This is a genomic window from Rhodothermales bacterium (assembly GCA_034439735.1).
Taxonomy (GTDB): domain Bacteria; phylum Bacteroidota; class Rhodothermia; order Rhodothermales; family JAHQVL01; genus JAWKNW01.
In genome coordinates, this window is record JAWXAX010000087.1 from 1 (window position 1) to 23,270 (window position 23,270).

The 23,270-nt window shown below is 63.9% G+C and carries 14 protein-coding genes; 9 read left to right on the plus strand and 5 right to left on the minus strand.

The features are described 5' to 3' along the window. Positions 1-77 precede the first annotated feature (77 nt). The 3 genes from SH809_07010 to SH809_07020 form a co-directional block, all read right to left on the minus strand. Positions 78-1,406, minus strand: a complete 1,329-nt coding sequence (locus tag SH809_07010) for a DUF5103 domain-containing protein (protein ID MDZ4699436.1) — start codon at positions 1,404-1,406, stop codon at positions 78-80. Positions 1,407-1,454: 48 nt separating this feature from the next. Then, on the minus strand, positions 1,455-3,683 hold the full coding sequence (locus SH809_07015; GenBank protein ID MDZ4699437.1) for a hypothetical protein: 2,229 nt from the start codon (positions 3,681-3,683) through the stop codon (positions 1,455-1,457). A gap of 139 nt (positions 3,684-3,822) precedes the next feature. Then, positions 3,823-3,993 carry a histone H1 gene (locus tag SH809_07020; protein MDZ4699438.1) on the minus strand — a complete coding sequence of 57 codons (171 nt, stop codon included), beginning with the start codon at positions 3,991-3,993 and terminating at the stop codon, positions 3,823-3,825. 549 nt (positions 3,994-4,542) lie between these two features. On the opposite strand from SH809_07020, the gene dnaE reads away from it, so the two are divergent. From dnaE to SH809_07040, 4 genes are all read left to right on the plus strand, one after another. Further along, entirely contained in the window at positions 4,543-8,079 is a 3,537-nt protein-coding gene (gene dnaE, locus SH809_07025) for a DNA polymerase III subunit alpha (protein ID MDZ4699439.1), read from the plus strand. Positions 8,080-8,288: 209 nt separating this feature from the next. Continuing rightward, complete coding sequence (locus SH809_07030; protein MDZ4699440.1) at positions 8,289-8,618, plus strand: Smr/MutS family protein; 330 nt, start codon at positions 8,289-8,291, stop codon at positions 8,616-8,618. Between the two features lie 4 nt (positions 8,619-8,622). Further along, positions 8,623-11,202, plus strand: coding sequence for a family 20 glycosylhydrolase (locus SH809_07035; protein MDZ4699441.1), 2,580 nt, complete (start codon positions 8,623-8,625; stop codon positions 11,200-11,202). Positions 11,203-11,907: 705 nt separating this feature from the next. Then, the gene (locus SH809_07040; protein MDZ4699442.1) at positions 11,908-13,779 is read left to right on the plus strand and encodes a hypothetical protein; all 1,872 of its coding nucleotides are present in this window, start codon (positions 11,908-11,910) and stop codon (positions 13,777-13,779) included. Between the two features lie 122 nt (positions 13,780-13,901). Here SH809_07040 and ppk1 read toward each other — a convergent pair whose 3' ends face one another. Continuing rightward, positions 13,902-16,112: a polyphosphate kinase 1 gene (gene ppk1 / locus SH809_07045; GenBank protein MDZ4699443.1), complete on the minus strand. Its 2,211-nt coding sequence runs from the start codon at positions 16,110-16,112 to the stop codon at positions 13,902-13,904. Positions 16,113-16,497: 385 nt separating this feature from the next. Here ppk1 and SH809_07050 point away from each other — a divergent pair, with 385 nt between their 5' ends. Then, positions 16,498-17,391: a hypothetical protein gene (locus tag SH809_07050; GenBank protein MDZ4699444.1), complete on the plus strand. Its 894-nt coding sequence runs from the start codon at positions 16,498-16,500 to the stop codon at positions 17,389-17,391. A 269-nt stretch (positions 17,392-17,660) separates the two neighbouring features. Here SH809_07050 and dnaG read toward each other — a convergent pair whose 3' ends face one another. Then, positions 17,661-19,535, minus strand: a complete 1,875-nt coding sequence (gene dnaG / locus SH809_07055; GenBank protein MDZ4699445.1) for a DNA primase — start codon at positions 19,533-19,535, stop codon at positions 17,661-17,663. 129 nt (positions 19,536-19,664) lie between these two features. Between dnaG and SH809_07060 the strand changes: the two genes are divergently transcribed. The 4 genes from SH809_07060 to SH809_07075 all read left to right on the plus strand — a co-directional run. Beyond that, the gene (locus SH809_07060; protein MDZ4699446.1) at positions 19,665-20,411 is read left to right on the plus strand and encodes a 4'-phosphopantetheinyl transferase superfamily protein; all 747 of its coding nucleotides are present in this window, start codon (positions 19,665-19,667) and stop codon (positions 20,409-20,411) included. Between the two features lie 243 nt (positions 20,412-20,654). After that, entirely contained in the window at positions 20,655-21,404 is a 750-nt protein-coding gene (locus SH809_07065; GenBank protein ID MDZ4699447.1) for an ROK family protein, read from the plus strand. 8 nt (positions 21,405-21,412) lie between these two features. Continuing rightward, on the plus strand, positions 21,413-22,375 hold the full coding sequence (gene deoC / locus SH809_07070) for a deoxyribose-phosphate aldolase (GenBank protein ID MDZ4699448.1): 963 nt from the start codon (positions 21,413-21,415) through the stop codon (positions 22,373-22,375). A gap of 213 nt (positions 22,376-22,588) precedes the next feature. Continuing rightward, a partial coding sequence (locus SH809_07075) for an aldehyde dehydrogenase family protein (protein MDZ4699449.1) occupies positions 22,589-23,270 on the plus strand: 682 nt, incomplete at its 3' end.

The window sequence follows — 23,270 nt, forward strand, 5'->3', positions numbered from 1 at the left end:
AAAGTGAAAAGTGAAAAGTGGGAAGTGAACTACAACCCATCGCACTTAATCTGCATTTTTTGATGTTTAATCACCAGTCAAAAGACTACACCGCCGATGGCCAGCAACCGATCGGTTTGCAGGTGGATATCGGAGAAATAGACTAGCGCGGTGTAGAGATTTTCGGGGCGGGGGACGGTGCCGCGGGGTAGGCGGTTGTCGCCGGCGATGTACCGATATTCGTATTGCCCCTGCTTGAGGAGGCGATCCGCCTCGTAATGCCCTTCCGCCTCGTTCCACGTCATCCGCGTCGCGAGCCGATCGTCCCAGCCGTTGAAACTGCCGCTGAGTGATACGCCGCCGTCGATGGGCCGGCCAGAGTCCGTCACGAAACGGAAGCCGACGTTTACGTACTGGGCGGACACATCGGGATTGGCGACATCGGTCACGGCGCCGGCGATGACGGTTTGGCCCCGCAGAAACGGCGCCAGCGGGTTGCCCGGAAACCGCGCGTAATCTGGCTCCAGCGTCACCCGAAACGGTGCTTCGTCAAACGCGACGCGGGCCAACTGATTGCCCACCCGGAGCGCGCTGAGATCCAGAAAGTAGTCGGACGTGATCGGCTCGAAAGCCTGGTCGGGCTCGAGGTAGAATTGGAGCGCCGGCGACTGGTACAGGCGCGGCTGCTCCGAACATCGGGGCGCCTCGAAACGACCATTGCGGACGAAACACACCTGGAAGTCGTACGCTCCCGGTTGCAGCGCCGGCGAAGGGAGAAACGCCGCCGACGGTTGCACGGCGCTGAAGCCGCGGTCGCTCATGATCATATTCTCGACACCCAGTTCGAGTGCCACGGCCTGCTCGGTCACATAAAACGGCCGCTCGAACAGGACCTCATCCTCCATGCCCTGCTCGGTGACACGGAGGATGTAGTTTCCGCTAAGCAAAAACGACACCGCGTCGCTCGGGAAGCGGTAGACGTAGTGGGTGTACGGGACGTCGGTGGCTCGGGAGGGCGTGAAGTTAATGAGCTGATCTCGATGGAATCCGGCCAGGTACTCGGACGGCGTGAGGTCACGCTCCCAGGCCGCGTCGGCGTGGTAGAAGAATACACTCAGCGGCCGGCCGGCCGGCTCCAGGAGGTCGAATTTGAGTTCGAGGCGATCCGCCGACCCCAGCGCGATCGTCGGGAACTGGACCTCATAACTCGCTCCCGGCTCGGTGGGCTCGGCCACCCCGATCCGGTAGAGTTGCACGCTCTGGACCGTCGAATCGACGTCGGCCAGGGCCATCCCAACAGCGGCGCGCGCCGGCGAGCGCTCGATGACAAAAGGCTCGCGCTCCTCTCCAGCCGTTCGGGCGCCCGCACAACCTGCCAGCGTCAGGGCGGTCAAACCGATAACCGTCAGACGTGATCGCATGTTCATTGGACCTTCCGTTGGGTGATGGGTAGCGATTCGAACTCGGTGCTCGGGCTAGCGTTCGGCGGCGGATAGCGGCTCGATTCGCAGGGGATGGTTATCAATATACTCCAGCCGGCGCGAAAAGTCGGCCAGCCGCCGCACTTCCTGCAGGGCGCCGGCATCCTCGAACACAGCGATGGCGTCGGCCAGCGCGATCCGCGCCTCGGCGATGCGGCCGGCTCGGTAGAGGAGCTGCGCCTGCCAGACGCCGTGCTGACGACCGATCTCGAGCGTTGGCGGGGGGGAGGCGACGACGGCCGCCTCCAGCGCCGCCACGGCTTCGTCGAAGCGTTCAGCGGCGGCCAGATAGTGGCTCCGGAGGTAGGCGGCGGAGCCCGCTAGCGTGAGGGCATCGGCTTTTTCGGCCGGGAGCCCTGCGTGGTGTAGGACGCGCACGGTGGCGGGATCGTCGACGGCCAGCGCGCGGAGCTGAAGGATCGCCCGCTCGTGATGGAGGAAGGGCGGCAACGCGCGATCCACCGCGGCATACAGCCGGCGCGCGTCGTCGGGGCGGCCGGCGAGGGCGTGTGCATCCGCGAGCACGAGTTGCATTCCGAGTGCGACCGTGTCCGCCCGCGCCTCGTCCGGGATCACGGCGTACGCGCCATACCGATCGAGCACCGCCGCGGCATCTCCTCTAGCCAGCTGAAGCGCCGCCCAGGCCGTTTGCGCGGGTTCGAAGCGAGGCTCAATCGCGAGGGAGCGATCGATCGCTTCCCTCGCGGCAAGGGTATCCCCCGCGGCAAGGGCGGCCTCCGCTTCCCGGAAGGCGCGTTCATGGGGAGGGACGTAATGGGGGCACTCCTGTTCAAAAAGCGAGGGCCGCGAAAAGCGACGCACGACATACGCCCTGACGCCGATATCCAGCGCCGGCAGCCCCGCCAGGCGCCGTTCCCACTCGGCGGCGAGCGTATCCACCGTCTTCCCATACACCCGCTCAAAGTCGCCACGCCCATACACCGCCATGAAGCGGTCGACCCCGTAGGCGTCGATGAGGTAGCTTACAAACGAGCCCATCATCGTGTACGACACCGCGCCGCGCCCCGTCCAGAAGCCCAGGGGCGAGAGGCGGTCCGCCAGGCGGCGCGCCTGGACGGCCATCGCGGCATCGCCGTCCACCGACGCCGTGGCGGCGGCGAGCACTTGCTCGTCGAGCGACGGCCGGCCACTCGGCGGCTCCATGGCCTCGGCGAATCCTTCGACGAGGCCTACTGAGAGCGAGGCACGCAGGACAGGCAGCCCGAAGGCACGGGAGAAGACATGCGCGAGCTCGTGGGGAAACACATCGGTGTACGCCTCCCGGAGCACGTGCGTCTGCGGCTGACGGAGCCACACCGGGGCGACATTCGTGTACCGAGCGCCGGTGAGGCGGGCGCGTGTTTCGGCGTCCGGATAGAGGTACGAGCGGATGCGGCCGGGGACCTCTACTCCCAGACGGGTGGCGAGTACGTGATAGCGGTATTCGTGGTCCTCCGCGAGCATTTGGAGTTCGGAGGGCGTGACGGCCTCCGGGTCGTAGTAGATCTCGAAATGGGGGGTGACGACCGCTCCGCCGAGGGTCCGGTGGATGTGCTCGTGGGTGGTGGTGATGCCCAGACGGGGCGCCGCGAGGTAGCCAGCCGCCAGGAATGCGAGGACGAACCAGGCCGCCGGCCGGCGCCCCACGCCCCGCCCGGATGCGCTCGCGAAAACGATGAGCACCGCCCACGCCAGCGTCATTATCCGATACACGACCAGACCGGGGCGGATGACGAGTTCTTCGTCGTAGATCGGCCCCAGGAAGCCGCCAAACACGGGGTTGTAGCTGTAGAACTGCGGGTGGAAGCCGATGTCGTACAGCAGGGGGACCAGGGCGAGCGCCACGCCGAGGCCGACGAACGCCCCTTTTTTCAGGCGTATGGGCGACCGGTCGACCGCAAACGCCACGGCGCAGGCCAGGACGACACTCGGTATCGGAAAGAGAGCAAAAAACGCCAGCCCCTGCCCGAGGGTGCAGTTCGGCGCCCAGATGGCGGCCGAGGTCATGAGTACGAGGGGGACGATCAGGGCCGCGAGTTGCCGGCCCAGTTCAGGCCTGAAGGGGCGCCCCTGTCGAAAAGCGGCGAGGGCATCCAGGCCGGCCGAAAAAAAAGCTACCGCGGCGATAACGGCGGCGGATTCCACCTGGAGCCGATTCAGGAGCGGCACAAACCAGAGGGCGACGCACAGGACCGCATACACCGCGGCGCTGGTTCTGGCCACGTGGCCGCCGCGCGTTTCGAGCCCAGACCGAGAGGATGATCGATCCATGAGTTGCCGAAATGGAACCGTTCATAAATGGAAAAGGCCATGCCCGGTGAGCATAGCCTTTTTCATCGCCTGAGCGCTGGACAAGGGAAGATTACGCCTTCTTGTCCTGCACTTCTACGCGGATATCCTGAGCCATCTTTTTGAGATCCTGCATCGCTTTGCGGACGCGCGTTCCGGCAGCCTTGTTGCCTTTCTCATAGAACTGAGAAAAATCTCGTTCGAGGCCAACCACAAAATCTCTAAGTTCGTCAAATTTGCTCATTTTCTACTCTCCTTGAGATGAATCGAAATGATGTCGAGAGGCCAGACAACCGCGCCTGAGACCCCAGGGAAAGACAGGAAAAACATAACACTCGCCCCAAGAGGAGTCAAGCATTACCGCTTTTCTGTTCAAAATCGGCCTATTTTCGAGGCTCGAGTGGCACAAAATAGCTGTTCCAGGCGCTTTCTGCCCGACCGTGCCACACGGAAAACTCACCCATCGCCCTCGCGTTCCCGCATACAGCATGGGTTTTTTTACCGTTTTGAAGGAATTCACACAGTAAAGGCCCTCAATTGAGCCGGAAATAGGGCTCCCGGCGAGCCCGAATCCTCCCATCGCCGGCCCCTTGAACAGCCGCGGATCAGCCGCGCCCTCAGGCGCCAACGATTGGGATCTACTTATCCACATGGGTTGCCCGGAGCCGGCATTTTCCGTTCCTTTCAGCTGCCGTGCCGGCGTCGTGTCTCAGCCGCTCCAGCCGCCTACGGCGCGAATCTTCAGGGCGATTTCCTCCTGGCCTTTTACCCGCTCCACCGTCGCCGATCCGGGATGCATACGTGTGATTTTAGCCACCTTCACTGCCACACCCAGTACTCCTTGCTGGACGGTGCGGCGCAGATCAAGACGATGGTCGCCCGCGCGGCCGAGTTCGGCCAGACGGCCCTCGCCATCACGGACCACGGCAACCTGTACGGCGTCCCCGAATTCTTCACGGCCGCGAAGAAGGCCGGCGTCCAACCCATCCTCGGGTGCGAATTCTACATCGCCCCGAACGGCATGCAGGACCGATCGGACAAGACGCGTTACCATCAGGTCCTCCTCGCACGCAACGCCGAGGGCTACCAGAACCTGATCAAACTCTCCTCCCTCTCCTATTCGGAGGGGTATTATTACAAGCCGCGGATCGATCTCGACACGCTGAAGCGGCTCTCGGGCGGGCTCGTCGCCACCACCTGTTGCCTCCAGGGCGAGGTGTTGCAGACGATCTTGAATCGGGGCGAAGAGGCCGGCCGGCTCGTCTTCCAGCGGTACCTGGACATCTTCGGCGAGCACTACTATATCGCGATCCAGGACCACGGCATCCCGGACCAGCACCGATGCAACGAGGTGCTGCTCCGCTGGGCCGAGCATTACAACGTCAAGATCGTCGCCACAAACGACGTCCATTATGTCGAGCAAGTGGACGCCGAGGCGCAGGACGTGCTCCTCTGCCTGCAAACCGGCAAGGACCTCAATGACCCGAACCGGATGCGGTTCGAGAACAACCAGTTCTACCTCAAGAGCACCGAGGACATGCTGGGGTCGCTCAAGGGACTGACGCCGATCCAGCGCGAAAACGCACTCAACAACACCCGCCTGATCGTCGATTCTTGCTCGTTCGACCTGCCGATGGGTAACCTGCTCATGCCGCACTACCCGATTCCGGAGGCGTTCGGCAACGACATGGACGCCTACCTGAAGCATCTCACGTTCGAACGGGCGACGCAGCGGTACCAGCCCCTCAGCCAGGACATCGTCGACCGGCTCACCTTCGAATTGGGCGTCATCAAGACGATGGGGTACGCCGGCTACTTCCTCATCGTGCAGGACTTCACGACCGCCGCACGCACGCTGGGCGTAAGCGTCGGCCCGGGGCGCGGGTCGGCCGCCGGCAGCGCCGTCGCCTACTGCCTCGGCATCACCAACATCGACCCCCTCGCGTACGACCTCCTGTTCGAGCGATTCCTCAACCCGGAGCGCGTCTCGATGCCGGACATCGATATCGACTTCGACGACCGTGGGCGCGGGCTGGTGATCGACTACGTCGTCCAGAAATACGGCCGCGAAAACGTCTGCCAGATCATCACCTTCGGGACGATGGGCGCCCGATCCGTCATTCGCGACGTCTCCCGCGTGCTGGGCATTCCTCTTGCCGAGGCGGATCGTATCGCGAAGATGATCCCGGAAGGACCCAAAGTCGATCTCGAATACGCACTGTCGACCGTCCCGGAATTTAAACAGCTCCTCAAGGATCCGAACCCCCAGATCCGCAACCTGATGCACTACGCATCGGTCCTCGAAGGCTCGGCGCGGCATACCGGCGTGCATGCCGCCGGCGTTATCATCGCACCGGGCAACGTCAGCGATTATGTGCCCGTATCGGTCGCCAAAAGCAAGGGCGACGAAGTCGTCACTACCCAGTACGACGGGAAGTGGATCGAGGCCTTCGGCCTGCTGAAGATGGACTTCCTGGGGCTCAAAACCCTCACCATCATCAACGACGCACTGGCGCTCATCCGGGAAAACCGGGGGGAGACGATCGACATCGACGCCATCCCGCTGGACGACACCGCGACGTACGACCTGTTTAAACGCGGCGACACGGTCGCTATCTTCCAGTTTGAGTCCGAAGGCATGCGTGAGTGGATGCGGAAGCTGAAGCCGACGGGAATCGACGACCTCATCGCCATGAACGCGCTCTATCGGCCGGGCCCGATGGACCTCATCCCGAATTACATCGACCGCAAACACGGCCGCGAGGCGGTGAGTTACCCGCACCCGGTGCTGGAAGAGATCCTCCGCCCCACCTTCGGCATCCCGATCTACCAGGAGCAGGTCATGCAGATGGCGCAGGTAATGGCCGGCTACTCGCTCGGCCAGGCGGACATCCTGCGGCGCGCCATGGGTAAGAAGAAGCAGTCCGAGATGGACACCCAGCGCCAGATCTTCGTCGAGGGATCACAACGGAAGGGGATCGCCGCGGTGACGGCGAATGAGGTCTTCGACATGATGGCCAAATTCGCCGGCTACGGTTTCAACAAGAGCCACTCCGCCGCCTACTCGCTCGTCGCCTACCAGACGGCCTACCTCAAGGCGAACTACGCGCCCGAGTATATGGCTGCCGCGATGACGAACGAAATGGGGGATACGAAGAAGCTGGCGGTGATGCTGGAAGAGGCGCGCCGGCTCAACCTGGACCTCCTGCCGCCCTCCGTCAACCGCAGCCAGGCCCACTTCACGGTCGACACCGGCAAGATCCGGATCGGGATGGGCGCCATCAAGGGAGCCGGCATGGCCGCCATCGAGTCCATCGTCGCCGCCCGCCACCCCGAGAAGCCCTACCGCTCCGTGTTCGAGCTGGTTAAGGACATGGACATGCGGGTGGTCGGGAAAAAGACGCTGGAGTGCCTGGCCGAGGCCGGCGCTCTGGACGACCTCGAGGGGCACCGCGCGCAGCTCGTCGAGGCCATCGGGCCGGCGATGAAATTTGCCCAGCGCGTCCAGGCGGACCTCGCCGCCGGCCAGAACTCGCTCTTCGGCGAAACGACCGGCAGCGCCTTCACGATGGAGCCGAACCTGCCCATCGTGGACGTCTGGCCCCGGTCCCGCCAGCTCAAATCCGAACGCGAACTCATCGGATTCTACGTCTCCGGTCACCCACTTGAGGAGTTTGCCGCCGAAGCCCGCGCGTTTTCCACGGCCCGCCTCGGCGATGTCGAGGCCCTCGAACTCCAGATCGCACGCGCGCAGAGCGCCGGCGATGGCGCCCCCACTTTCGGCGGCGGCGGCGGCGATCCGTACCGGCAACAGGGTCCTGTCCACCGCTTCTGCGGCATCATCACGGACATCCAGCGCCGCATTACCAAAACCGGCAAACCGATCGTCTTCGCCTCGCTGGAAGACTTCACGGGGCAGGGCGAAGTCACCTGTTTCTCGTCGGAATTCGACCGCTTTCAGCAGTACCTCAAGGTGGACGAGATCGTCCTCGTCCGCGGTAACACGGAGGTGCGAGGCGGCAGCGTCAAGGTGAAGGCGCAGGATATCGTGCCCATGTGGAAGGTGCGCGACCAGTACATCCACGGCATCGTCCTCCGTGTCGACGCGACGTCGACCGAGTTGCAAGACATCGAGGCCCTGCGCGACCTCTGCGACGCCAACCGGGGCACCTGCAAACTCTACTTCGACATCTACGCCCCCGAACTCCCCGGCGGCAAACAACGCGTCCACAGCCGCAAATACGTCGTAGAACCCACCCCCGAACTCATGAACGGCCTGAGCCGGCTCTTTGGGAGGGATAATGTGGTATTGGAAAGCGACGCGTTCTAGAAGGCAAAAGGGAAAAGGCAAAAGGGAAAAGGGAAAAGGCAAAAGGGAAAAGGCAAAAGGGGGGAAACGGAATTAATTCGAGGATGGAGCCGCAAATTTTCACTCTTCACTCTTCACTCTTCACTCCTCACTTTTGCCTTTTACCTTTTACCTTTTACCTTCTCCCTTTTGCCTTCTCCCTTTTCCCTTTTCCCTTTTCCCTTTTACCCATGCCGTTTCCGACACTCAAAGATGATGGCCAGACCGTGACGCTCGACCTCCACGGCGCGTCGGTCGATGAGGCCGAGGGGCTGGCGCTGCGGGCGGTGGCCGAGGCGCGCCGGCGCGGGCGCTCCTCCGTCCGACTGATCCACGGCTCGTCAACGACCGGGGGTAGCAGGCGCACCATCAAGGAAACCCTGCACGAACTCCTGCGCGAGGGCCGGCTGGGCGTGTCCTCCGCCAACAGCCACGTCGGGGAGGACACCCTCTTGATCTCACTCGGCCATGCCGGCCGGCACGACCCTCGTATCCTAACCATGACGGACCTCCTCCGCTAACGCTGTGCCTCTTCATCCGCTTCGTTCGTTGGTCCTCGCCGCCTGCGCGGTCGTCCTATTGACCTTCCTTGCCCGCTGCGCCGGCGAACCGATGCCTGAGCCTGCTAATGCCCCGTCTTTTGCCATCGCCCTTTCCTGGGAGGTCCTGCAAAACCCCGTGAACGAGCCCCTCCAGGCGCGCTCGCGTCTGACCCTCGCGAATGTCGGCGAGACTCCGATGCCGGCGGCCGACTGGGCCATCTACTTCAACTTTGGCCGCCTGATCGACAGCGCCGGCGTCGCCGGGCCGCTCGCCGTTTCCCACCTCAATGGCGACTTCTACCGGCTCACACCCCGAGCCGCATTCCAGCCGCTGGCGCCCGGCGACTCGGTGGCCATCGACATTCCTTCCCAGGACTGGCTCATCAAACACACCGACGCCCCGGCCGGCTTCTACCTCGTGGCCGGCGCGGACATCACCCCGATAGCCGACGTCCGGATCGCGCCGTTCATACGGCCCGAGCAGACCACCCGCTTCCCCGGAGACCTGCTCGCCGTGCCGACCGCGGCCTCCCGTTTCGCCGAAAACGCCCTCCTCACGCCACTCCCCCTCCCTACCCTCCCTCCGGTGACACCGACACCGATGCGCTTCGAGCGTACCGGAACGACGCTCACCATCGGCTCCGACACCCGCATCCACCACGCTCTGGGACTCGAGCGAGAGGCGGCCTATCTCGCCGGCGCGCTCGGCGATCTGTTCATAACTCCACCCGCCGTGGCACCGAGCGAGGAGCGCGGACCGGGGATCGTGGCGCTGGTCACGAGTGCGGTGGATGCGCCGGCCAGCGGCGCCCCCGACGAGGCCTACCGCCTCACGATGTCGCCCGAGGGCGGCGTGGTCATCGAGGGCGCCACGCCGGCCGGCGTGTTTTACGGGATCCAGAGCCTGCGCGCCCTGCTGCCGCCCGATGCCTCCGGCGACTCCGTGGCTGTCGATGCGGTGAATCTCCTCGACGCGCCCCGCTTCGGCTTCCGCGGTATGCACGTGGATGTTGCCCGCCACTTCCACGATGCCCGATCGATCGAGCGCCTCCTCGAGGCCATGGCGTTTTACAAACTGAACCGGCTCCACCTCCACCTGTCCGACGACGAAGGATGGCGGCTCGAGATCCCCGGCCTGCCCGAGTTGACCGAGATCGGCGGCCGGCGCGGGCATACGCTCGACGAAAGCGACCGCCTCTACCCGTCCTTCGGCTCCGGCCCGGCGCCCGACGCCTCCGCCGGCAGCGGTTTCTACAGCCGCGCAGCGTTTATCGACCTGCTTCGATTTGCCGCCGCCCGCCACATTGAAGTCATCCCCGAATTCGATTTCCCGGGGCACTCCCGTGCCGCGATCGTCGCCATGGAGGCCCGCCACCGGCGCCTGACCACCGCCGGCGACCCGGACGCCGGCGCTTACCGGCTCCGTCACCCGGACGACCGCTCGACCTATCGCTCCGTCCAGATGTGGGACGACAACGTCGTAGACGTCTGCCTCCCCTCTACCCTCGCGTTCGTGCGACACGTGATCGACGAGACCGTGGCGCTGTACCGCGAGGCCGGCGCGCCGCTAACCACCTTCCACGCCGGCGGCGACGAAGTGCCGGTGGGCGCGTGGGTGGGCTCCCCCGCCTGCCAGAGCCAGCATGCGTCACCCGATCCGGAAGCGTTGAAAGAGGCCTTTTTTGATACCGTCTATGCCATGGTCGCCGCCCATCGCCTGACCATGGGCGGCTGGGAGGAAATCGCGCTGCACCACGGGCCGGCAGGCAAAACCCCGAGCGAGGTCTTGCGGGGAAAACGCGTCCGCCCTAACACCTGGAATACGGTTTGGGGATGGGGGGATGAGGACAACGCCTACCGCCTCGCCAACGCCGGCTACGAGGTTGTGATGAGTAATGCGAGCGATCTGTACTTCGACCTCGCGTACGACAAAGACCCCGAGGAGCCCGGCTACTACTGGGCCGGCTTCGTGGATACCTATCACGCGTTTGCATTCACGCCGCTCGACCTGTTTAAGTCCGCCCGCTTCGACCGGATGGGGGCGCCGCTCAACCCCGTCGCCCTGGCGCGGGGGCGGACGGCGCTGACCGACGAAGGACGTGGACGCATCCTCGGTATCCAGGGGCAATTGTGGGGTGAAAACGCGACGAGCCGCGACGCGCTCGAGTATCTCCTCTTCCCCAAACTCCTCGGACTCGCGGAACGCGCCTGGGCGCGAGCGCCGGCCTGGGAAACGAGCACGCCGTTCGAGGGCGCCACGCACCGCGCCGAGGCCTGGAATGTATTCGCCAACCAGCTCGGACAGCGTGAACTGTCGCGGCTCGACCGCCTCGCCGGCGGGCTCGCTTACCGCATCCCGCCTCCCGGCGTGCTCCTGTTGGACGGCCTCGTCCACGCCAACGCCGCCTTCCCCGGCCTCACCATCCATTATGCATCGGACGGCTCGGAAGCCGGCCCCGACTCTCCGCGGTATGAGGCGCCATTGCCCGTCGGCGGCGCTCATCAGTTCCGTACGGTCGACTCCCGCGGCCGCACCAGCCGGGCGGTATACATCGATCCCTGATCGGCCCGACGCGGTGGGCACGCCATATCGTGTCCCCACGACATCAAATCGGGCACCTCCCGACCGCTCGTTGGGGGGTACCCCGTAACGTAACCTCCTGATTTCAGAGGCACGCACATCCAGGCCTGATCGATGGGCGATCCCGTTCCGGGAGGGCCCATTTTTCCTCCATGGTATTTCATATAAGATACCACGATTCCGTGACCACCCCGTGACAGGTCGCCCCGTCGAATGGTGCTTATTAGGAGCACCCGTTCGCCGCGATACGATGACCTTCCACAGGGCACTTTTCGCGCGCGGCAGGGCCGAGACGTGGAATGAGCGCCACCACCGAGGTTGATTTATCCAGCGCCGCACACTCCTGCTCGCAAGCGTCGGCCAGCGGTTCCCGCGCATAGATCCCGGGGGCGTCCGATGGACGTGCCGACCGGAAAAAATGGGCGCCGTCGTGCGCGTTCGTTTCCAGCATCAAACCGGTTGCGATCGGGCGCGATCAGCCCGGACCGCGATGGTATGACGATGGGAGCCATACGGCCTTTCGAGGTCAAGGACGGCATGCCCCTTGTTTCGCCCGGAACGTGCTGATGGCCTGGGCGCTGCGAGGTACTCCGAGCGCGCCGGCCGGCACCGTCCTCCTGCGTACGTTTTTGATTCCCGCGCGCGGTCCGACTCGCCGCGCCGCACCCTTTTGCTTCGCTGGTCACTATGTCTAAGTCGGTCGTCAATACGGCGCAGACGTCCCTCGGCGCGCGGTACCTGCGGCTTCGCCTCCTCAGTGCGTTTTCGCTGGGGGTATCGCTGTGTACCTTGCTCGTTTTTATCTGGGCTCGCCCGATCGAGGCCCTGTCCCATGAATTACTCGACCAGTTGGCCGCCAACCGCACGGAAGCGCCGGCCGCTCGCGTCGATCCCTCGACGTTGCCCTTTGGCCGGGCCATCGGCGCCTCGTTTTCGTTGACCGACCTCGACAATCACCCGGACCGTGTCCACAGCGCCCTGTTCTCCGCGCCCATCTATACCCTCAGGCAGAATCCGGTGCAGGAAAGCCTCGTCCCTCCATTTCGGGATCTGCTCAATATCTATGTCATGCGCCAGGCGGTCGACGACAACTTTACGATTCGCGTCATCGACACCCGGACGAACAGCCTGCTCGAACGGTTTACCCTGAGCGAGGAACGGGCCGGGATGTTTTTGGGGCCGTATACCGACTGGAAGCGCGTCGACGAATTACGCGCGGCGGAGAGCCGCCGGCTCGTCGCCAAATACCGTAACCGGGGCATCCCCAACGAGGCGATCGTCGTCAAGTGGGGCCGCGTGGATCAAGTGTTTGACGCGCGCCGGCGCGAGGCTTCGTTCATCGAATACGAAATCAAGCTCTCGCGCCTGCTCGGGCTGAGCCTGCTCGCCACCGAAATCGGTACCGTGGAGACGTTTAACAACGATCGCCTCGTGTCGTCGGTCGGCGCGCGCGGGCGGTACCAGATGATGCCGTATCTGCTCCGGAAAAACCAGATCCATAGCTACACGCTGGGAACGACCGGGGGCGTGCCGGTCGAGATCGCGGAGGAATGGCATCCGCTGCTCACGATGGAGCCGGCGTTTGTGCTCGTGAAGGGCTACAGCAACGCCGTAGGGCACGAAATCCCGGGCATCTCCGCCTATCACACGGGGCCGTTTAACATCTTCAAGATCTACGACAAATACCTGAACGATCCCGACACGCGGTTCACGCCGGCCTCCAACGTCGTCGACGCGTACATGTGGGCGCTGACGGACGGGTACGACGCGGTCTCCAAGGACACCGGGTTTCGGACCTACTCGCGGACCTACGTGCCCTCGGTCTACGGCTCGCTCCGCGGCACGGAAGCCTCACCGATCGACACCTCGCTCACGCTGCGTATGGAACGTGTGCAGCTCGCCGATGGATCGAAGATCGCTCTGTCGGATCTGCTCGAGGCCCTCGCCCTGGCCGGCGACTCGCTGGAATGGGGCACCGCGGCGGCGGACGCCTCGGGGTATGCTCGGTTTATGCGATTCAACCCGCACATGGACCTGCCCGAGCCCCGGGACGGGTATCTGGTGCCCGCCGGCGGCGACGTGCAGCTCGCCGCCTGGCACGAAAACGGTCCGGTCCGCTTCTTCCTTCCCCTCGGCGCCGCCCGCCGCCTCGAGGCCTGCGGCCTCGCCTCCTTCGGGGCGGAGCGGATTTTCCGATTCGACCGCACCACGTTCTGGCTCTCCAACCCCCAGGACGTCACCGTGTGGGACGAACAATACGAGGCCCTGGTGGACGATATCGGCCGCTTCGGCTTCAGCAGCGAGAACATGACGCGGCTGGATCTTCTCGCGCAGCGGTTCGAGACGATGGCCGAGGAAAATCCGACGTATTACCGTCAGCTCCAGCATCAGGTGATCACCCTGCACAGGAGCCTGTGGAAGACCGGCTTCTGGCGGGAGTTGTCCGTCAGCGCCGAGATCGCGAGCCGGCGGATCCAGGAAGAGGCCCTGCCCGGGGAGCCGATGGGACTGAGCCCGCGGATGGTCTTCACGGCCGACCAGGCGCAGGCTGTGCCTTGAAAAGGGAGGTCGTAGAGACGCTCCTCTGGAGCGTCTCGCAACGAATGCGGACATTCGTACGCATTCAGGAATGCGGAAACCTCGCTGAGACGCTCCACAGGAGCGTCTCTACAGGGCCGCCACTACGCGGTGGGATCGGCGGAGTCATTCCAGACGTGTACACGTCGCATCATCACATCCTGGTACCCCGAATCCTCTTCGCCAGGGCCCGGAGTCCGAAGGATATAGTGCCCGTCGGCGCGCAGATCCCAGGCGGAGCGCCGGTCGTTGAGCGCGGCGCGGAGGGTCTCGATGAGCCGGTTCCGAATCGCGGGGTCCTTGATTTCCGTGGCGACTTCGATGCGGTCCTCCAGATTGCGTCGCATCCAGTCCGCGCTGCCGATAAACACCCTGGGCGCCCCATTGTTGTGGAAGCAGTAGATGCGGCCGTGTTCGAGAAACCGCCCCAGGATGCTGATCACGCGGATGTTATCCGAGAACCCGGCCAGCCCCGGGCGGAGCCGGCAATGGCCGCGCAGGATCAAATCGATCGACACGCCGGCCTGCGACGCGCGATACAACTCCTTGATCACCTCCACGTCGTCCAGCGCATTCATTTGAGCGACGATGCGACCTGTGCCGTGGGCTTTCTGGTGCCCGACCTCGTCCCGGATGAGCTGGAGAAACGCGTCGCGCATGTCCCGAGGGGCGACGAGTAACCCGGTGTAGTGCTGTTCGGGCGCATAGCCTGTGAGGTAATGGAAGAGGTTGACGACATCGTAGCCCCGCTCCTTGTCGGCGGTAAACAGACCGAGATCCGTATAGAGCCTGGCCGTCGTCGGGTTGTAATTCCCGGTGCCGATGTGGCAATATGTCTGCACCTTGCCCTCTTCCTCGCGGATGACGAGCGTCACCTTGGTGTGGGTCTTGAGGCCGACGAGCCCGTACGTAACGTGTACGCCGGCCTTTTCGAGCATCTGGGCCCACTCGATGTTATTCTCCTCATCGAACCGGGCCTTCACTTCCACGAGCACGGCCACCTGTTTGCCGGCCTGCGCCGCACGCACCAGCGCCTGGGCGACCGGGGAGTCCGAGGACGTGCGATACAAGGTCTGCTTGATGGCCAGCACCTGGGGGTCGTCCGCCGCCATTTCCAGGAAGTGCTGGACGGTGCCGCGAAAGGACTCGTACGGGTGGTGCACCAGCAGATCCCCCTTTTTGATCTCCTCGAAGATGTTGGTGGGCGCCTTGGGCGGCCCCGGCAAAAACCGTTTGGGGATGTGCGGCTCCCAGCGGGGAAAAGTGTGTTCCGGGAGATTGAGGTTGGCGAAAAAGCTGCAATCGGCATGGTCGACGAGGCCGTCGGTCGTGCGGTAGACGTCCACCGCCTCGAGCTCCAACTCGCGCATGAGCAGGAGCTGGACGTGGGCCGGCATGTCGTTATCGACCTCCAGACGGACGACCGGCGCCGAGCGGCGCTCCTGCAGTTCGTCGGCGATCATCTCGATCAGATCGTCCGCCTCCTCTTCGTTCCGGCGCACATCGGCATTTCGGGTGATGCGAAACGCGTTGACGTGCAGCAACTCCATCCCCCGGAAGAGGCTCTCCACATTGTGTTCTATCACCTGCTCGACGGGTACGAAGTGGTTCGGTTCGTCGAGGGCCACCCAGCGCTGCCGGCTTTTCGGGACCTTCAGCCGGGCAAAATGCTCACCACCGCGCTGGGGATGCCGCAGCATCACGGCCAGGGAGAGGCTCAGGTTCGAGATAAACGGGAACGGGTGCCCAGGATCCACGGCCAGCGGCGTGAGGATCGGGTAGATGTTGGTGCGGAAGTGGGCATCGAGCCGCTCGCGCTGGCGGGCAGTGCAGTCGTTGTAGTTGAGCACGTGGATGCCGGCGTTTTCGGCCAGGAGGGGCTTCAGCGTGCGCTGCCAGATGGTCCCCATCTCACGATACATCCTCGGGATCGCACTGCAGATCAGTTTTAGTTGTTGCTCCGGCGTACGGCCATCCGGGGAGAGGCGCCGGACGCCGGCGGCGGCCTGCCGTTTGAGCCCCCCGACGCGCTTGCGAAAGAACTCGTCCAGATTCGAGGAGACGATGGCCAGAAAGCGGACGCGTTCAAGCAGCGGCAAGCGCTCGTCGACGGCCAGGTACAGTACGCGCCAGTTAAAATCCAGCCAGCTCAACTCGCGATTGAAGTAGAGGCCAATGTGATCCAGCGGGGCATTCCGTGGAACGCGCTGAGCGGAGGTGGCCGTGGGCAGAAGCGGGGCCGAATGGGCGACGCCGCTTCCATTACCGGCGTGGGATGATGCGGTGACTGAACCGGGCGACTGTTGTTTTTTCATGACCGGCAATTCCGTCGTCCAGGGGTGTTGGGGTGCTGAGGGTTCTTAACGACCTGGTTCAAGATACACCTTCTGGATGAGATATCGACCCGAAACCACGCGTATTTATGCCCGCCTGTGTGGCGCCGCGCCTCCCTGGCCTGGAAAGCAGATACATCCAGACAGGCGCCCAAGGTAGGGCCATAGCGCGCGCACATCTTGCACTTCTCGATGCACGGGGGTTTCTTACGCCTGCCGAACGATCTGTTCGCTCGGTGCTCGGCGGCGTTCGGCCATCTCTGCAAGCAAGCCCGGCCGGCACGCCCGACGACCGCCCGGTCCGTCGAATCGCCGAGCCGTGTGTTTCTCCGGTTCTCCAAACCGTCCACCAACTCACCTACTCCCCATGGTATTACCCCGCATTACATTGCGCCTGGCGCGACGCATGGCCGTCGTGTTTGTAGCCGGCCTCCTCGCCCTCCCGCTCTCGGCCTCCGGTCAGGGCATGATCGATGGATTCAAAAAAAATAAAGGGAATCTCGACCTCGCATTGTCGTACAGTTGGGAACGCTACGATGAGTTCTATGTCGGCGATCAGCTCGTTTCCGAACCCGGCCTCGGCGAAATCACGACGCAGAGCGTGAGTCTGTACGCCGCGTACGGGCTGTCCTCGCGGTTCGACGTGATCGTCAACCTGCCGTTTATCAGCGCCAAAGCCTCGAATAACAGCGCGCTCGACGAGTCATCGCTCCAGGACCTGGCCCTGTGCGTCAAGGGTCTGATCGTGCGACATACCCTGGCGAATGGGATGACGCTGAATCTGCTCGGATCGGTTGGCGTGATGGCGCCCACCAGCCGCTACGCCATCGAGGCGCCGGTCGCCATCGGGCACCGGTCGACGCATCTGGATGGCCGACTTGTCGGGCAGATCGAGTTCGGCAACGGCGCCTTCGCTGCCGTTCAGTCCGGCTACATCTGGCGGAGCGACGTGACCGTCGCCGGCGCCTCGGTCGAGGTCCCGGGCGCCTTCGACACCATCGTGCGCGCCGGCTACGGGAGCCGCGCGTTTTATGCGGATCTCTGGGCCAACTTCCAGCAATCGCAGCCGGGCACGGACATCGGGCCGGGCGTCCCCTTCCCCTCCAACGCGATTTCGTTCATCCGGGTCGGCGGCACCCTCTACACCCCGATCACGGCGCAGCTGGGCATTGGCCTCGGCGCCGGCTACACGGTGTCCGGCGAAAACGTGGGCAAGGCGTTCCGGATGAGCGGCGGGGTGATTTATCGCGTGCGCGGTTAAGAGACTTTTGGGATTTCCACAATCAAAGGCATCGTCATCCCCCGGTCAAAGCCGGGGGCAGGCTCCCGCGCAGGCGGGAAACGAGCGAAGCGACTTACGAAGTAATCCAGCCATCAGACCGGCATTTTTCTGGGTCCCCGCCTGCGCGGGGATGACTTTCTCACTATGCAAATCGCAAATCTCAACGGTTTCTAAAGGTTCGGGGTTTAAGGTTCAACGTGGGTGTAGGTGCAGAATACCTTAACCCTGAAACCCCGAACCTTAAACCCCTATTCAAGGAAGGCTTTCCGCTGGATGGCTTTCTGGAGTTCGCGCAGGGCCGACATCTGCTCCTGGAGCGGGCGGAGGTCCTCCCCGCGTTTCTGGGCACGGAAGATCGCGTCTTTCTTGCGATCGATCGCCTCCTTCACCCGTCGCAGCTTGAGCAGCTTCATGCTGTCCCCGGCCGTCTCGTAGGGCGCCTCGTTGAAACGGGGGATGGGGATGTTCTGCTTCCGCTCCCAGTGGATCGAGGGCGCATGTTCCTGGACGAGCACCTCGGTGGCCAGCGCGACGATGTACGGGTTGGTCTCGGTCTCGATGAACCGCAGGCGATCCACGCCGCCGGCGTGGTACATGGCCAGCACCCGTTCAACAGTCTCGCGCATGACGCCCTCGCTGAACTCGTCCATGCTCATGTGGCCCAGGATGTACTCGACCATCGGATTGCCGTGTTCGAGCATGAGCCGTAAGAGCATCTTCTCTTGCGGCAACGGCTGCACGTACGCCGCAGGCGCTGGCGCGTCCACTCCCCTTTCCTCGTCCCGGCGTCGCGGCTCGGCCGTCGAGGCCGGGGCCGTGGGGCGGGTTTTTTTGCCGAGGGTCCCCATCACCTCGCGCAGCTCGATGTCCGGCACCTGCAACACGTCGCTGGCGCGGCGGAGGTAGGTTTCGCGGAGGAGCGGGTCCGGCAGACGAGAAATGGTTTCCAGGATGGAGCGCATCGCCGCGGCCTGGCCCTCGGGGGTTGCCAGCTGCCCTGTCGCGCGGGCCTGGGCATATTTAAACGTCACAAAATCTTGCCGATTCCGGTCGAGGTAGGCGATGAGCGCCTCGCCGCCTTTTTCGCGGACGAACGAATCGGGGTCTTCCCCCGCAGGCAGCGCCAGGCTGTACACCGCCAGCCCCTGCTCCAGGACGATATCCAGCCCCCGGACCGCCGCGTTGGCGCCGGCCGAGTCCGCGTCGTACAGCACCAGCACCCGTTTCGCATAACGCGAGATCAGCTTGACCTGCTCGGACGTGAGGGCCGTTCCGCTCGACGACACGACATGCCGGACGCCGGCCTGGTGCAGCGTGATCACGTCCGTATACCCCTCGACCAGGATCACCTCGCCCCGCTGGCGGATTTCATCCTTCGCCTGCGAAAGCCCGTACAGGACCTGGCTTTTGTGGTAGACGCTGGTCTCGGGCGAGTTGATGTATTTGGGTTGATCCTCCGCCGGCGCCAGGATACGCCCGCCGAAACCGAGCACTTTGCCGATGTGCGACAGGATGGGGAAGATCACGCGGCCCCGGTAACGGTCGTAGTAGCCGCCTTTGTCCCGTCGCGGTATGATCAGGCCGGCTTTTTCCAGGATCTCCGATTCGATGGAGGCTTCCGTTGCGGCGGTGAGGAGTGCATCCCACGCATCTGGCGCATACCCGAGCCCGAATGCCTTGATGGTCTCCTTCGTGAAGCCGCGGCCGAGCAGGTAGGCGAGGCCGGCCTCCCCTTCACGCTCGCGCGTGAGCTGGCGATAAAAGAAGCGCGCGGCGAAACGGAGGGCGTTGTAGATCGACTCGTTTTCGTTCGACTCCGCCGGCGTGTCGTCCTCCGGCAGGGGGATGCCGGCCTTGTCGGCCAGCAGGCGGACAGCCTCGGGGAACGTGAGGTTCTCGACCCGCATCAAAAACTGAAAACTATTCCCGCCGGCGCCGCACCCGAAACACTTAAAGATGCCGATCTCGGGGTTGACGTTGAACGAAGGCGTCTTCTCCTGGTGGAAGGGGCACAGGCCCGTATAGTTCGAACCGCGCCGCTTGAGCGAGACATAATCCCCCACGACATCGACGATGCCGATGGCTGTGCGGATCTCATCTACCTTCTCCTCGGGAATGCGCATGCGTCGACTCCTGAACCCAAAAATCTGAACCGCCCGCACGCCGCGACGACCTTCGGGCACACGCGTACGTGCTGGCGCCGCCGCACGAGGCGTGCGCAGCAACGCGTGATTTGATAAGTGACACCCCAGATGGTTCCCTCCCTTCCCTGGCACTCGCCGCCGCCCGACCTGACGCTTCCGCCGCAGGAAATTCACGTCTGGCGGGCGTTGCTGCATCAACCGGCCAAACATCTCGAGCGGCTCGAACGCGTGTTGTCGATGGACGAACGTGCAAAGGCGAGCCGCTTCCGATTCGAGCACAACCGGAAGGACTATATCGTCGCACGCGGCGTGCTCCGGCACATCCTCGGGGCCTACGTCAGCCGGCGACCAGAGGCGCTCCAGTTTTTCTATAGCCCGTACGGTAAGCCGGCGCTAAACGCCGAGCTCCGCGGGCAGAAAGTGGGCTTCAACGTGTCGCACAGTGGCGGGTATGCCCTCTATGCCATCGCGATCGGCCGGGAGATCGGGATCGATGTCGAACGCGTTCGCCCGGAAGCGGCGCAAGACGGGGTGGCCGAGCGGTTTTTTTCACCCGGCGAAGTGGCGTCGCTGCGCGCCCTCCCCCCTCATGCCCAGACGATCGCTTTTTTCAACTGCTGGACACGTAAGGAAGCGTATATTAAGGCGCGCGGCGAAGGGCTGTCGTTGCCGTTGAACCAGTTCGACGTGAGCCTCGTACCCGGCGAACCGGCGCGCCTCCTGCAGTCGCGCGTCGATCCTGAGGATGCCGGCCGCTGGACGTTGCACGCGATTCCACTCGAACACGGCTATGTGGCGGCGCTGGCAGCCGAAGGGCCGGCCGGCGCTGTTATGTATTGGAACTGGCAGCCGTAGCGTCTTCGATCGGGCCGATCTCAGGCTTATCCGAGCACTGGCACGAGCCGAGCGAAAGCGTCATCAACAGGCAGACAAGCAAGAACGTTCGCATATACTTTTCTGTTTTTTCACGTCTCAACGAGACACACGTCTTTTATCAGGCGGACAAAGTAGGTATTTAAGGTAGCTCCTTTCACGCGGCAATTACGCGGCAGTCTCAGCCGTTGCTTGAAAAACAGCTTAATAATAGCTTAAACAACCGTGGAGATACTAGGCATTGATATTGGCGGATCCGGCATCAAAGGCGCTCCGGTGGATCTGACCACCGGCACCCTCACCAAAGAACGATTCCGCATCCCGACCCCGCAGCCGGCCACGCCAGAGGCCGTAGCGGAGGTCGTCAACGAGATCGTGACGCACTTCGAATGGAAGGGCATCATCGGATGTACCTTCCCGGCCCGTATCAAACGCGGCGTGGCGCGGACGGCCGCGAACGTGGACAAGTCCTGGTTGGGCACCAACGCCGAAGCCCTGATCGAAGTCCGTACCGGCTGCAAGACCGTCGTCGTGAACGACGCGGACGCCGCCGGCGTGGCGGAACTGGCCTTTGGCGCCGGCAAAGGCCGCAACGGACTCGTCCTCCTGCTCACCTTCGGCACCGGCATTGGAAGCGCACTGTTCATCGACCAGGCGCTTGTCCCGAACACGGAACTCGGCCACCTCATCCTGCACGGAAGCGACGCCGAACATTACGCGGCCGACAGCGCCCGCAAGAAATTTGACCTCAACTGGGTCGACTGGGCCAAACGGGTCCAGGAATATCTGGATCACATCGAATTTCTCTTCGGCCCCGATGTCATTATCATCGGCGGCGGGGTGAGCAAACCCAACAAAAGCATCAAGTTTTTTCATCTCCTTAAAACCGAGGCCGAGCTCATCACGGCTGTCCTCGAAAACGATGCCGGCATCATCGGCGCGGCGTATCACGCGCGCCACATGGCCGGCGGCTGATCGCCCTTATGTTCGCAACCCGAACTGAACGCAACGCCGGCACTGCGCTGGACCTCGCGTGGGTCCGCCACACCCGCGTGAACCCGGCCGCGCTCCGTCAGCGCGCGGCCACGCTCGGGACGCGCCGCACCGTCAAGAAAGCGTGGCAGACGGCCTGGCTCCTCCGGGCCGTGTCGTGCCTGGACCTGACGACCCTCGCCGGCGACGACACGCCCGGCAACGTCCAACGCCTCTGCGGCAAAGCCCGCCGGCCCGTTCGCCCCGATATCCTCACCGCCCTCGGGTTGGTGGATTTTCCGCTCACGGTGGGCGCCGTCTGTGTCTACCACAGCCGCATCCCGGATGCGCTGGAGGCCCTCGCCGGCTCCCGCATCCCCGTCGCGGCCGTCTCCACGGGCTTCCCGGCGGGCCAGAGCGCCTTCGCCACCCGCATCGACGAGATCCGCGCCTCGGTAGAGGCCGGCGCGTCGGAGATCGATATCGTCGTCTCCCGCGAACACGTCCTCCGCGGCGACTGGCGCGCGCTCTACGACGAAATTCGCCTCATGCGCGAAGCCTGCGGTCCCGCCCACATGAAAAGCATCCTTGCCACCGGCGAACTCGGCCCTCCGTGGCACATCGCCATGGCCAGCAAGGTGGCGATGATGGCGGGGTCGGACTTCATCAAGACATCCACGGGCAAGGAGCCGGTCAACGCCACGCTACCTACGGGTCTGGTTATGACTCGCTGCATCCGCGACTACTTCGAACGCACGGGCGTACGTGTGGGGCTCAAGCCGGCCGGCGGCATCGGCACGGCCAAACAGGCGCTGGACTGGCTCATCCTGGTCAAGGAAGAACTCGGCGACGCGTGGCTCAACGCCCAGCTTTTCCGGATCGGCGCCAGCAGCCTGCTGATCGACCTCGAACGCCAGCTCTCCCACGCCGCCACAGGGAGGTATGCGGCGAAACACCACATCCCGATGGGGTGATTGGTTAGCAGGTTCGCAGGTTGGCAGGTTGCAGGTTCTCATGGAATCACAACTTGCCAACCTGCAACCCGTCAACCTGCAACCCGTCAACCTGCAACCCGTCAACCTGCAACCCGTCAACCTGCAACCCGTCAACCCGCAACCTGCCAACCTGCCAACCTGCAACCTGCAACCTGCTAACCTGCAACCTCCCAAGCTGCCAACCTGCAACCAATGCTCCGCACCCTCTTCGACTCCATGTCCTACGGCCCCGCCCCCGAGGCGTCCGATGTCGCCGAGGCGTGGCTGGAGGATCATGGGCGTTCGTTCGGGCTGTTTATCGACGGGAAGCGCGTCATGCCGGCGTCGAAGAAATCCATCGAGGTCCGAAACCCCGCCAGCGGTCGGCGGCTGGCCGAGGTGGCCGACGCCTCGACGGCAGACATCGATGCCGCCGTAAAAGCGGCCCGGAAAGCGCAGAAAAGCTGGGGCAAGCTGAGCGGGTACGACCGCGCGCGGCGCTTGTACGCCATCGCCCGCGCGATTCAAAAACACGCGAGGTTGTTCGCCGTTGTGGAGTCGATAGACAACGGGAAGCCGATCCGGGAGTCCCGCGACATCGACATCCCGCTCGTCGCCCGTCATTTTTATTTCCACGCCGGCTGCGCCCAGTTGCAGGACGACCTCCTCCCCGGCATGGCGCCCCTCGGCGTCATCGGCCAGATCATCCCGTGGAATTTCCCCCTGCTCATGCTGGCGTGGAAGGTGGCGCCCGCTCTCGCGACGGGCAACACAGTGGTCCTCAAGCCCGCCCCCTACACCCCGCTGACGGCCCTCCTCTTCGCGGACATCTTGCAGGAAGCCGGGCTGCCGGCCGGCGTGGTCAACATCGTCACCGGCGGCGACGAAGCCGGCG

Bases quoted from the DNA above. Each gene is read 5' to 3' on its own strand.
- dnaE (MDZ4699439.1), top strand. From the start codon at position 4,543: ATGCATACGTGTGATTTTAGCCACCTTCACTGCCACACCCAGTACTCC.
- SH809_07050 (MDZ4699444.1), top strand. From the start codon at position 16,498: ATGGTATTACCCCGCATTACATTGCGCCTGGCGCGACGCATGGCCGTC.
- SH809_07010 (MDZ4699436.1), bottom strand. From the start codon at position 1,406: ATGAACATGCGATCACGTCTGACGGTTATCGGTTTGACCGCCCTGACG.
- deoC (MDZ4699448.1), top strand. From the start codon at position 21,413: ATGTTCGCAACCCGAACTGAACGCAACGCCGGCACTGCGCTGGACCTC.
- SH809_07020 (MDZ4699438.1), bottom strand. From the start codon at position 3,993: ATGAGCAAATTTGACGAACTTAGAGATTTTGTGGTTGGCCTCGAACGA.
- dnaG (MDZ4699445.1), bottom strand. From the start codon at position 19,535: ATGCGCATTCCCGAGGAGAAGGTAGATGAGATCCGCACAGCCATCGGC.
- SH809_07030 (MDZ4699440.1), top strand. From the start codon at position 8,289: ATGCCGTTTCCGACACTCAAAGATGATGGCCAGACCGTGACGCTCGAC.
- SH809_07040 (MDZ4699442.1), top strand. From the start codon at position 11,908: ATGTCTAAGTCGGTCGTCAATACGGCGCAGACGTCCCTCGGCGCGCGG.
- ppk1 (MDZ4699443.1), bottom strand. From the start codon at position 16,112: ATGAAAAAACAACAGTCGCCCGGTTCAGTCACCGCATCATCCCACGCC.
- SH809_07060 (MDZ4699446.1), top strand. From the start codon at position 19,665: ATGGTTCCCTCCCTTCCCTGGCACTCGCCGCCGCCCGACCTGACGCTT.